Here is a 10,648-nt window from a genome sequence, read left to right on the forward strand (position 1 = left end):
CTTCCGCATGATTCCGCGGGCCCGGCCCTCAGCCGTGTGCCCACCGACCCCGTCCGCCGGGGGCGTCTGGGCACCCGTACTGGGGTGCGGCAAGCGCTTACCGGTTGACACCCGCTGCGATCCTGCGTTACCTTCACTTTCGATATCTGATCGAAACGACTTTCGGTATCCGAACCGAAAGCGTCACGTTCGAAACGACCACACTGCGGTGGCGGGACTCCCCTCAGCGCACAGCGACGAGAAGGGACGACGCGCATGACCAGCTCAACGGTCACGCGGCGCACGAAGACCGCGATGCCGACGGCCGCTTCACGACCGCCGCGAAGACGCACTCCATGGTGGCGCAACTGGCAGCTTTACTCCCTGCTCGTGCTCCCCGTTCTCTGGTTCGTGGTGTTCCGCTACGTGCCGATGGTCGGCAACATCATCGCCTTCCGCAACTACGTGCCGGGGGGCAACATCTTCGGCGAGGGCTGGGTCGGCCTCGACAACTTCACGATGTTCCTGTCGGATCCGTCGTTCTGGCAGGTCTTCCGCAACACGATCATGCTCGGCGGCCTCACTCTGATATTCGGGTTCCCGGTGCCGCTCGTATTCGCCCTGCTGCTGAACGAGGTGCGCAACCGCGGATTCAAGAAGTTCGTTCAGACCACGACCTACCTGCCGCACTTCCTCTCGATCGTGATCGTCGCCGGCATGATCATGCAGCTCACCTCCGCGACCGGGTCGATCAACCAGTTGCTGAGCGTGTTCGGCGTGCACAAGATCGAGTTCCTGCAGGATCCAGGCTGGTTCCCCGCCATCTACGTGATCAGCGAGATCTGGCAGACCGCCGGCTGGGGCACGATCCTCTACCTCGCGGCCCTGACGACCATCGACGAGAGCCTGTACGAAGCGGCGCGCATCGACGGTGCAGGGCGTATGCGGCAGATCTGGCACGTGACGCTGCCGGGCATCCGTCCCACGATCATCACGCTGCTCATCCTCAACATCGGCAGCTTCATGGCGGTCGGCTTCGAGAAGATCCTGCTGCTCTACAATCCGGCGATCTACGACACTGCCGACGTCATCTCCACCTACCTCTATCGCGTCGGCATCCAATCGGGAAGCTTCAGCTACGCCGCGGCCATCGGCATCTTCGAGGCCGCCATCGGGCTCATTCTCGTGGTCTCCGCCAACTTCATCTCCCGGCGCGTGATCGGAGCGAGCCTGTGGTGATCAACAACTCCGTACCCGTGATCGACAGCATCGGCTCGAGGGATGACGAGTCCGACGCGACTGTCGCCATCACTCTCGGCTCGCGTTCGCCGAGCAAACGAGGGTCTCGGTTGCATCGGACGCGCGGGCAGCGCATCTTCGGCTGGATCAACGTGGTGATCCTGCTGCTTGCCGTGGCGGTGACGCTGTACCCGTTCCTCAACGTGATCGCGGAGTCGTTCAGCAGCGAGAAGTACATCCAGTTCGGCCAGGTCACCGTCTGGCCGCTCGGGTTCAACATCGACACCTACAAGGTGGTCGCCAGCGACAAGATGTTCTGGATCAACTACGGCAACACCGTGCTCTACACCGTAGTGGCCACGGCGATCTCGATGGTGCTGAGCACGATGTTCGCGTACGCCGTCTCCAAGCCCGAGCTGAAGGGTCGCCGGTTCTTCATCGGCCTCGCCGTCGTGACGATGTTCTTCTCCGGCGGCCTCATTCCCAACTATGTGCTGGTCAACGGCCTGCACATGACGAACACGATCTGGGCGGTCGTGATCCCGAACGCGATCAGCGTCTACAACGTGCTGATCATGAAGTCGTTCTTCGAGAACATGCCTCGCGAATTGGAAGAGGCCGCAGAGATCGACGGGCTGGGCACCTACGGCACGTTGTGGCGCATCGTACTTCCGCTCTCCAAAGCCGTGCTCGCCACGATGATCCTCTTCTACGCGGTCACGAACTGGAACTCGTGGTTCCAGGCGTTCATCTACCTGGACCACTCGAACCTGTTCCCGGTGACCATCTACCTGCGCAACCTGATCGCCGGGGCGAGCAGCGCGCAGACGTCCGGGGCGAATGCGGCCGGCGACCTCACGCAGATCAACGCGAACATCAAGGCGGTCACCATGGTGCTCAGCGTGCTGCCCATCCTCTGCGTATATCCGTTCATCCAGCGCTACTTCATCTCGGGCGTGATGCTCGGCTCCGTCAAGGGCTGATCGGCGGATGCCGTAGGCCGGCATCCCTCGTCCGCGATTCTCTCGTTCCACCCCATACCCACATCCACAGTTGGAGGTTCACAGCCATGACCACCGAAATCTCACGGCGCAATGTGCTTGCGCTCGGCCTGGCGGGCATCACCGTCGGGCTGCTCGCCGGATGCTCGTCGACCGCGAGCACGCCGTCGGGCAAAGATCCGTTCACCGGTAAAGCCAAGGGCGCCATGAAGTCGCTCGGCGTGAACGAGCAGTTCAAGGCGACGACGCCTCTGACCGTCTCGCTGCTCTTCCAGGACAATCCCGCCTACCCCGAGAAGTCCTCGTGGGAGCTCTGGAAAGACATCACGGACAAGTCGAATGTGACGTTCAATCCGACGATCGTGCCGTACGCGGACTACAACACGAAGCGGTCGCTGCTGATCAACTCCGGCAACGCGCCCGACATCATAGCCAAGACCTATCCGGGCTCGGAGACCCAGTTCGTGGGCGGCGGCGCCATCGTCGCCGCGAGCGACTACACGCAGTACATGCCGAACTTCACCGACAAGGTGAAGAAATGGAAGCTCGAGCCGGACCTGGCCACGATCCGCCAGGCGGACGGCAAGTACTACGTCTTCCCCGGCTTGCACCAGACACTGTTCGTCGACTACACGATCGGCGCACGTACCGACATCCTCGAGGGCGACGGCATCGACACCCCGACCTCATGGGACGAGCTCCATTCTGCATTGAAGAAGGTCAAGCAGAAGCACCCGGAGGTTCAGTACCCTTTCTCCGACCGCTGGCTCGGCGCAAGCACTCTCAACCTCGCCGCCGCGACGTGGGGAACGATGGCAGGTGCGAACTGGGGCATCGGCAACGGGCTGCTCTTCGACACGAAGAAGCAGAAGTTCTCGTTCGCTCCCGCAACCGATCAATTCAAGGATCTGCTCAAGTACTTCGCTTCGCTGGTCAGCGAAGGGCTGATGGATCCAGAGAGCTTTACGCAGAGCGACGACCAGGCGTTGGCGAAGTTCAACACCGGCAAGTCGTACTTCATCAACGCCAACGCACAGACACTGGTGCTCTCTCGAACGGCCATGGAGCAGAACTTGGGCGCCGGAAAGTTCAAGATCGCCAAGCTTCCGTCTCCCGCAGGACCTCTGGGCAAGGTCGTCACCGGCTCCCGCCTTGAGAACGGGATCATGGTCTCGACCGACGCCACGAAGAAGTCCGACTTCAAGGCACTGCTCCAGTTCATCGACTGGCTCTGGTACTCCGACGACGCGCAGGTGTTTCTCAAGTGGGGTGTCGAGGGCAAGACGTACGAAGTCAAGAACGGCAAGTACGAACTGCTCCCGGGTTACAAACTCTCCGCCTACGGATTCGGTGACCCGAACGCGAAGACGGATATCCGCAACGACATGGGCTTCTCCTGCGGCAACTTCATGTACGGCGGAACGACCAAGATCGTCGACTCCACGATGCCCCCCGAGGAGCTCGCCTGGCAGAAGGTGATGTCGGCGTACAAGCAGATCCCACCGTCGCCGGGCGTTCCCTACACGCCGACGCAGCTGCAGCAGGCCACCCTTCAGCAGACCGCGCTGATCGACACCGCCAACACCGCGACGCTGAACTTCATTCTCGGTAAGCAGGGCTTCGACCAGTGGGACGCCTACGTCTCGTCGCTGAAGAGCAAAGGCATGCAGACCTACGTCGACAACGCCAACCGCTACTACGCAGCGGTGCAGAAGAAGGTCGGCTGATCGCATGTGGCATGGCGCGGATTCATCAATGGGCACGACGACGCAGCGCGACGTCTTCGACAAGCCGTGGTTCCGCGCCATGTTCGCGCTGTACGGGTTGCTCGGCACGACGGCCGCATTCGCCATCGCCATCCTGCCTTTCGGCGCCGCGGTCTTCCTCTCACCGCTCGTTCCGATCGGCGGCCAGTTCCTGCTCGTCATCGGAGGGTTCTCGATCGGGCCAGCATGGGTAGCCGCGCTCTACACGATGCGCAGGTATGCCGACGGTCGCGACATCGAACCTTTCCGGCTCTTCGTGCGCGGCTACCTCATCGGATGGCGGCAGACGCTCCTGTTCTGGGCTCCGTACTTCACCCTGCTTTTCGTACTCGGATTCGATCTCACGTCGGGCATGCCCGCCCCTGTGTCGTGGCTGCTCGTCGTACTCGGAGCCGCCGCCGTGCTCTGGGGCAGCACCGTGCTGGTGATCGTCGCGTTCTTCTCGTTCCGGCTGCGGGATGTGCTGCGCCTCGCGGCGTACGGACTCACGCGCAGCCCGCGCTGGCTGCTCGCCGCCGCCGTGCTGATGGCCGTCGCCGGCGGGCTCGTGTACGTGGGGAGCGAGGTGGCTGCGGGCATCCTTGTTGCGCCGTTCGCTCTCCTCACGGTTCTCGCGTCGCGGCCGCTCGTGCGCCGCCTGACCGAGGAGTTCACGTCATGACCTGCGAAGACACGCAGGGCTCTCAGGTCAGCCGTACCCGCATGGATGGCCTGCGCGCCCGGCTGGGCGGCTTCGCGTTCGGCGGCGACTACAACCCCGAGCAGTGGGGGCGCGAGACGTGGCTCGAGGATGTCGCGCTCATGCGGCGCGCCGGCGTCAACCTCGTGACGCTGGGAGTGTTCGCCTGGGCGTCGCTCGAACCGGAGCCCGGCGTCTTCACGTTCGAGTGGATGGACGACGTGATGGACCTGCTGCACGAAGCGGGCATCGCCGTCGACCTGGCCACGCCGACGATGGCACCACCGGTCTGGCTGTCGAAGCGGTTCCCGGAGACGCTGCCGGTGATGGCAGACGGCGAGACGTTCGGCTTCGGAAACCGGCTGCACTACGACCCTTCATCACCCGCGTACCGGGAGCGGGCCGCCATCATCACGCGGGCGCTCGCGGAACGCTACTCGGGGCATCCGGCGTTGGCGATGTGGCACATCAGCAACGAGTACGGCCCGACCGCGTACAACGAGCAGAGCTCGGTGGCGTTCCGCGCCTGGCTGCAACGGCGCTACGGCTCGCTCGATGCCCTCAACGAGGCCTGGTACACCCGGTTCTGGAGCCAGCGCTACACGGCGTGGGATCAGGTGGACGTTCCGGCCGTTCCGCGCTCGTGGATGAATCCCGCCAGACAATTGGACTTCAAGCGCTTCGTCTCGGATGCACTTCTCGAATGCTTCGAAGCGGAGCGTGACATCGTGCGGGAGTTCCGCGACGACATCCCGATCGTGACGAACTTCATGCGGTTCTACCGCAATGTCGACTACTGGGCGTGGGCGAAGCAGCAGGACGCGGTCGCCCTCGACATCTACCCGAACCCGGGCGAGGTCGATTCGTGGGTCGCGGCAGCCTTCAACTTCGACCTGATGCGCTCGCTGAAGGGTGAACCGTGGGTGCTCATGGAGCAGGCGGCGAGCGCGGTCTCGCAGTGGAAGGTGAACAACGCGAAGCGGCCGGGACTCATGCGCTCCGGCTCGTTCCAGGCGATCGCGCACGGCTCGGATTCGGTGCTGTACTTCCAGTGGCGGGCGAGCCGCGGCGGGCAAGAGCGCTTCCACTCGGCGATGCTGCCTCATTCGGGCACGGGATCTCGTACCTGGCTCGAGGTCGAGCGTCTCGGCCACGAGCTTCCGCTGATCGAGAGTGCGCTCGGCACGACCTCGCACGCCGACATCGCGGTGCTCTTCGACTGGGATGCCTGGTGGGCGCTCACCGAGACGCACGGCCTGCCGCGGAACGACTTCGACTACCCGCAGCTCGTGCTTGATCACTACCGGCCGCTGCTGGAGGCGCACCACGCCGTTGACGTGGTCTCGTTCGACTCCGATCTCTCGGGTTACCGGATGATCGTGGTGCCGAACGCCTATCTCGTCACTGACCGCTTCGTCGAGGCTCTCACCAGGTTCGTCGAGGCAGGCGGCCGGGTCGTGTGCTCGTTCTTCTCCGGCGTGGTCGACGAGAGCAACAATGTACGGCAGCCGGCGTACCCCGGCGGCCTGCGCGACCTCATCGGCGGCTACATCGACGAGTACTGGCCCGCTCGCGACGGGGAGTCGTTCGGCGTGCGGTTCGGAGACCGCGACTTCGTCACCACCGCGGACTGGTGGCAGGACAGTCTGCACGCCGAGTCCGCCTCGGTGCGCGCCGTGTACACGACCGGCCTGCTGGAAGGCCGCGCCGCGGTGCTGGAGAACGCGGTAGGCGATGGACTGGTTGTGTACGTGGGAACGCGGCTGGAGGCATCCGCACTGGCGAGTCTGCTGACCGGCGAGGCGGCGCGGTCGGGGATCGTGCCGCTCGTGCCCGATGCGCCGGCCGACGTCGAGGTCACGGTGCGCGAGTCGGAGGATGCGCGGTTCCTGTTCGCACTGAATCACTCGGAGACGGATGCCGCCACCGTGTCGCTCCCTTTCGCCGGCCGCGACCTGCTCACCGGCGGTGCGGTAGTGGATGCCCTGACGCTGACGCCGCTCGGCGTCGCCGTTGTGCGCGCGACGGCGTGACGTCGCGCTGGCGTTCAGCCGGGTGACGTCACGCGGCGAGCGGCCGGCTCGCGTCGCGCGGCGGCCGGTAGCGCACAACATGGCCGAGGGACTGCACCGCGGCAGGCGGAGCCCGGTCGGGGCGCACGCCGAGCACGTAGGCTTTCGCGCATGATGCGGCACGAACCCTTGTCCTTCGGAGACGTGGGCGGTCCAGAGTGATGGAGTCGCAGTGAGCGAGCCGGTGCGACGCGTGCACGTCGAGCAGGTGCTGCCGCGCAACCAGTTCCTGGTGACGGAGCCGGTCGCGGCATCCGCTCTGCGTGAGGGTCGATGGGTGGACGGCGAGCTCGGTCTCACGGAGGAATGGCTCGTTTTCGCTTCGGGCGACCCGCACGATGTACCCGACTTCGTGCTGATCGACGGCGACGTGCAGACGGATGTCGCCGCGGCGGCGAACGTCGACATCGTCACGATCACGATCTCCCGCACGGCGCACCGCTACCGGGCGGATTCCAGCAGCATGGCGCCGTTCATCGCCGCACTGCAGCGGCTGCGCGCCGAACCTCCGAGCGGCACGCGCGTGTGGCTGGCGGATGCCGGTGACGAGACCGTGAAGTGACCGGTCCGGGCGCGGGCGGCGCTGCGGCATCCGGTGACCTGTCGTCAGTGAGCGCGGCATCGGGCGGCGCACGGTATGCGGCGCTCGTGGTCGCCGGGCTGGTGTGCCAGGAGGTCGGGGCATCCATCGCGGTTCTGCTGTTTCCGCAGGTCGGCTCGCTCGGCATGGTCTTTCTGCGGGTGCTGTTCTCGGCCGCGATCCTGCTGCCGATCGCGCGGCCGCGCTTGCGGGGCATCCGTCTCGGCTCCTGGATGACCGTGGCCGGCTTCGGCCTCGTGCTGGCGCTGATGAACGGCTTGTTCTACCTGTCGCTGGACCGCATTCCGCTCGGCGCCGCGGTCACCATCGAGGTGCTCGGGCCGCTCGTACTGTCGGTGGTGGCGGCGCGCAGGGCGGTCGCGTGGTTCTGGGCGGGGCTGGCCGCGGTCGGCGTCGTGCTGCTGGGCGACGGCAGCTTCGGACACCTCGACCTGGTCGGTGTTCTGCTCGCGGCAGGTGCGGGCACGTCGTGGGCGTTCTACATCCTGCTGTCACGCCAGACCGGGCGACGGTTCGCCAAGTTCGACGGCCTGGCGATCGCGATGACGATCGGCGCCATCGCGTCGGCACCGTTCGGGATCGTTTCGGCGGGATCCGCTCTCCTGCGCCCCGAGGTGCTGCTGCTCGGTGCGGCGGTGGCGCTGCTCTCGTCCACGATTCCCTACGGGCTCGAGCTGCTCGCGCTGCGCCACCTGCACGCGTCGACGTTCGCCACGCTGATGAGCCTCGCACCCGCGACGGCGGCGCTCGCCGGCCTCGTGCTGCTCGGGCAGAGGTTCAGCTGGGTGGGGGTGGTCGCTGTGCTGCTCGTGATCGGCGCCAGCATCGGCGCCGTCTGGTCGGCCCGCCCCCACGAGCCGGCACCGGAGGCGCCCGACGAGGTGGGGTAGGCGAAGGAGCCGGGGGCACCTGGTGTCGATGCACAGATCAGCGAGCAGGGTACTGCCACGGATCGACCGTCTCGATGCCCGTCGACTCGAAGTCGTTGGTATTGCGGACGACGATGTTCTGATCGTCGCCGTCATCACACTCGGCCACCGTCGCGACGTCTACAACCGGTGAAGTCCGTACGCGGATCTCTCACCGGGCTGTTGGCAATTTGCCGCGTTGCCGGGGTGCTACGACGGCGTGGGTCGATTCGATCGGCCCGATACTAGCCGTATGTGGTCTCGGGCGAGGTCGGCAGCAATTGGTGCAATCGTCGTTGTCGCGGCAATGTCGGCGTGCTCGTCGACGCGGTCGGCGGCTTGCTCAGCCGTTGGGCTCTCATCGTCTGTCCGCGTGCACGTCGCCGGCAGCCTCACACTGGTCCGCGACGTCGGATTCTGTGCTGGCGTCGCCTGTACTCCGCACCGGTTGTCCATCAAGGTCGAGGGATCCACGCCTACGCCAATCCCGATCGCCCACCAGGGCAACGTGTGGACGGTGCCGAGCGGCTCATCGCGCCCGGCTCATGGGCGAGTCGCAGCGTTTGATAGCTCCGGCGACATTCTGGCCAATGATGTCGTCGCGTTGAGCTGGAAGAACGACGGCACGTCCACTTGTCCCGGTCCGTATACCGCCACCGCAAACCTCCACATACCGCTCTAGGGCGGCTACGACGTTCCTCGAGCGGGGATCGTGGCGTCATGTTCAACCTCGCAAGGTGCTCACGGGCAGGAGTACGAACGCGAGTCCGACCAGCGGATATCGCACCACCGGCGAGAGTCGTTTGTAGGCCTCCCGCCTGCGCTTCCAGGCCGTCAGGAACCCGGCCACGCTTCCTCCGCCCGACGCAGGAACTCGAGCGCGTACGACTGAGCCTCCGATGCCTGCGAGCTGAGCCAGAATGCGAGGTGGTCGCCGCCTTCGATCCAGTAGTGCTGGGCGTTCGGGATGCGCTCCCATGCGCGTACGCCGTCGTAGAACTTCACGTCCGCATCAAGCGTTCCGTGAATGACAAGCGTGGGCCGTGTGATCTCGTCGAAGGGCAGCGGCGTGATAGCCCGGAACTGCCTCATGTCGTTCTCGTTCCCGGCCTTCCGCGAAGAGTACGGGTACATCGTCTCCATCAGCCCGCGCATGAACGCGAGCTTCTCCGGCGAATTCAGCACCTCGTCGACATAGGTCCCGCGTCTGTCCTTCGGCAAGTAGCCGATCCCGGAGAGCGCGGTGGACAGGAACGCTCGCGGGAACCTGTTCATGAAGGCGCGCATGACTCTTTGCCCGGGCGAACTCATGAACACGACCTCGCCGACGGGGCTGACGGTCTCCGGCATGACGTAGTCGCCGCTCACGCTCGAGATGGCCAGGAGAGCCGTGGTGCGCTCCGGATGCTTCGCCGCGAACAGATACGCCGCCGGGCCCCCGGCAGATAATGACGTCACGACGCCCCGCTCGACGTCGAGCGCATCCAAGAGCGCCGCAAGCAGATCGGCTTGCTCTTCGAACGTCTCACCACTGGCCAGTGGTGTGCCGAGATATCCGGGCCGCGAGAAGCTCAGCACGCGGTAGCCGTTCCTGGCCAGCCAGTCGTTGGTGACCCGCGCTTGGTCAACGCCGCCGAGACCCGCATGAAGCGACAACACAATGGAGCCCGCGCCCTCCGTGAGGTCGTACTCGACCTCACCCCTGCTCGTCGTGACGACTCGCGGCGCGATCGAGACCCCCGGCAGCGCCTGCCTACTCATCGGATGCCTTCGACTCTGCTTCGTACGTCAGCATGAACTGTTCCATGGCGTCGTACATCCGCACGTTGCACAGCCGGTAATACCTCTGCTGCCCAGCACTGCGCACCTTCACCGCCTCCACCTGCTTCAGCACCCGCAGATGCTGCGAGATCGTCGGCTGAGCGAAGTCGAAATTGGACGCGATCTGCGTCACCGTCAACTCATCCGACTCCCGCAGGAGTTCGAGAATGCGCTGACGGGTTGGATCCGCCAGCGCCCTGAAAACGGCCGCGAAGTACTCGATCTCCGATTGATCCATAGGCACATAATGACATTCCTATATATCTATGTCCAACATCGTGTGGCGATCTCCGTGAACGGATCCGTTAGCCGGGCAGTACGGTGCGGTGAGGTTGACCCCACACAGCACATCGCGGCGGTGTTCCCGCAGCGCTCTTTAGCGCGATCGATGCCCGGTGACGGATCCGTCAGCGTGCATCCGATTCCCGATCTTGAACGACTACTGGGGTAGGAGCGTGGCGAGCTGATCGAGGAGCTTCTCCTCGCTTCCCGGCTGGTCAGAGGCGAAGCTAAGCCTGGATCCACCGAGCCGATGGTGATGGCTGGCTGAGTCCGATTCGGTGGGATTTTCGCATTCTTGGG

The 10,648-nt window shown here is 64.9% G+C and carries 9 protein-coding genes; 7 read left to right on the forward strand and 2 right to left on the reverse strand.

Annotated features, from left to right (window positions below; genetic code table 11):
• The first annotated feature begins 255 nt into the window (after nt 1-255).
• From ACYVDK_RS05355 to ACYVDK_RS05385, 7 genes are all read left to right on the forward strand, one after another.
• Complete coding sequence (locus ACYVDK_RS05355; RefSeq protein ID WP_460519036.1) at nt 256-1,218, forward strand: ABC transporter permease; 963 nt, start codon at nt 256-258, stop codon at nt 1,216-1,218.
• A gap of 68 nt (nt 1,219-1,286) precedes the next feature.
• Nucleotides 1,287-2,201, forward strand: a complete 915-nt coding sequence (locus ACYVDK_RS05360) for a carbohydrate ABC transporter permease (protein ID WP_460519056.1) — start codon at nt 1,287-1,289, stop codon at nt 2,199-2,201.
• 86 nt (nt 2,202-2,287) lie between these two features.
• Nucleotides 2,288-3,946 (forward strand): ABC transporter substrate-binding protein, encoded by a 1,659-nt coding sequence (locus ACYVDK_RS05365; protein ID WP_460519039.1) that lies wholly within the window; start codon nt 2,288-2,290, stop codon nt 3,944-3,946.
• Between the two features lie 28 nt (nt 3,947-3,974).
• Nucleotides 3,975-4,646, forward strand: a complete 672-nt coding sequence (locus ACYVDK_RS05370) for a YesL family protein (protein ID WP_460519042.1) — start codon at nt 3,975-3,977, stop codon at nt 4,644-4,646.
• On the forward strand, nt 4,643-6,697 hold the full coding sequence (locus ACYVDK_RS05375) for a beta-galactosidase (protein ID WP_460519045.1): 2,055 nt from the start codon (nt 4,643-4,645) through the stop codon (nt 6,695-6,697). The genes ACYVDK_RS05370 and ACYVDK_RS05375 overlap by 4 nt, the downstream gene beginning before the upstream one ends.
• 211 nt (nt 6,698-6,908) lie before the next feature.
• Nucleotides 6,909-7,298 carry a hypothetical protein gene (locus tag ACYVDK_RS05380; protein ID WP_460519048.1) on the forward strand — a complete coding sequence of 130 codons (390 nt, stop codon included), beginning with the start codon at nt 6,909-6,911 and terminating at the stop codon, nt 7,296-7,298.
• A 47-nt stretch (nt 7,299-7,345) separates the two neighbouring features.
• The gene (locus tag ACYVDK_RS05385) at nt 7,346-8,227 is read left to right on the forward strand and encodes an EamA family transporter (protein WP_460519059.1); all 882 of its coding nucleotides are present in this window, start codon (nt 7,346-7,348) and stop codon (nt 8,225-8,227) included.
• 852 nt (nt 8,228-9,079) lie between these two features.
• Here the strand turns inward: ACYVDK_RS05385 and ACYVDK_RS05390 are convergent.
• Both ACYVDK_RS05390 and ACYVDK_RS05395 read right to left on the reverse strand, forming a co-directional pair.
• Complete coding sequence (locus tag ACYVDK_RS05390) at nt 9,080-10,006, reverse strand: alpha/beta fold hydrolase (protein ID WP_460519051.1); 927 nt, start codon at nt 10,004-10,006, stop codon at nt 9,080-9,082.
• Nucleotides 9,999-10,304, reverse strand: coding sequence for an ArsR/SmtB family transcription factor (locus tag ACYVDK_RS05395; protein WP_460519053.1), 306 nt, complete (start codon nt 10,302-10,304; stop codon nt 9,999-10,001). Before ACYVDK_RS05395 ends, ACYVDK_RS05390 begins: the two co-directional genes overlap by 8 nt.
• Nucleotides 10,305-10,648: the final 344 nt, after the last annotated feature.

The sequence above is a fragment of the Humibacter antri genome (assembly GCF_054777235.1).

What these genes read in the sequence shown, in the direction of transcription:
- ACYVDK_RS05395 (WP_460519053.1), bottom strand. Translation starts at nt 10,304, where the DNA reads ATGGATCAATCGGAGATCGAGTACTTCGCGGCCGTTTTCAGGGCGCTG.
- ACYVDK_RS05355 (WP_460519036.1), top strand. Translation starts at nt 256, where the DNA reads ATGACCAGCTCAACGGTCACGCGGCGCACGAAGACCGCGATGCCGACG.
- ACYVDK_RS05365 (WP_460519039.1), top strand. Translation starts at nt 2,288, where the DNA reads ATGACCACCGAAATCTCACGGCGCAATGTGCTTGCGCTCGGCCTGGCG.
- ACYVDK_RS05375 (WP_460519045.1), top strand. Translation starts at nt 4,643, where the DNA reads ATGACCTGCGAAGACACGCAGGGCTCTCAGGTCAGCCGTACCCGCATG.
- ACYVDK_RS05370 (WP_460519042.1), top strand. Translation starts at nt 3,975, where the DNA reads ATGGGCACGACGACGCAGCGCGACGTCTTCGACAAGCCGTGGTTCCGC.
- ACYVDK_RS05390 (WP_460519051.1), bottom strand. Translation starts at nt 10,006, where the DNA reads ATGAGTAGGCAGGCGCTGCCGGGGGTCTCGATCGCGCCGCGAGTCGTC.